We start from the raw sequence: 931 nt of genomic DNA on the forward strand, positions 1-931 counted from the left end.
ACATGCAAGTAGAACGCTGAAGGAGGAGCTTGCTTCTCCGGATGAGTTGCGAACGGGTGAGTAACGCGTAGGTAACCTGCCTGGTAGCGGGGGATAACTATTGGAAACGATAGCTAATACCGCATAACAGTAGATATTGCATGATATCTGCTTGAAAGGTGCAATTGCATCACTACCAGATGGACCTGCGTTGTATTAGCTAGTTGGTGAGGTAACGGCTCACCAAGGCGACGATACATAGCCGACCTGAGAGGGTGATCGGCCACACTGGGACTGAGACACGGCCCAGACTCCTACGGGAGGCAGCAGTAGGGAATCTTCGGCAATGGGGGCAACCCTGACCGAGCAACGCCGCGTGAGTGAAGAAGGTTTTCGGATCGTAAAGCTCTGTTGTAAGTCAAGAACGAGTGTGAGAGTGGAAAGTTCACACTGTGACGGTAGCTTACCAGAAAGGGACGGCTAACTACGTGCCAGCAGCCGCGGTAATACGTAGGTCCCGAGCGTTGTCCGGATTTATTGGGCGTAAAGCGAGCGCAGGCGGTTTGATAAGTCTGAAGTTAAAGGCTGTGGCTCAACCATAGTTCGCTTTGGAAACTGTCAAACTTGAGTGCAGAAGGGGAGAGTGGAATTCCATGTGTAGCGGTGAAATGCGTAGATATATGGAGGAACACCGGTGGCGAAAGCGGCTCTCTGGTCTGTAACTGACGCTGAGGCTCGAAAGCGTGGGGAGCGAACAGGATTAGATACCCTGGTAGTCCACGCCGTAAACGATGAGTGCTAGGTGTTGGATCCTTTCCGGGATTCAGTGCCGCAGCTAACGCATTAAGCACTCCGCCTGGGGAGTACGACCGCAAGGTTGAAACTCAAAGGAATTGACGGGGGCCCGCACAAGCGGTGGAGCATGTGGTTTAATTCGAAGCAACGCGAAGAA

General features: G+C 52.6%; 1 rRNA gene. It reads left to right on the top strand.

Annotation, left to right across the window (positions count from 1 at the left end):
* Positions 1–931, top strand: a 16S ribosomal RNA gene (locus QM956_RS10520); the annotation flags it as partial.

The organism is Streptococcus mitis (genome assembly GCF_047460035.1).
Taxonomy (GTDB): domain Bacteria; phylum Bacillota; class Bacilli; order Lactobacillales; family Streptococcaceae; genus Streptococcus; species Streptococcus mitis_DW.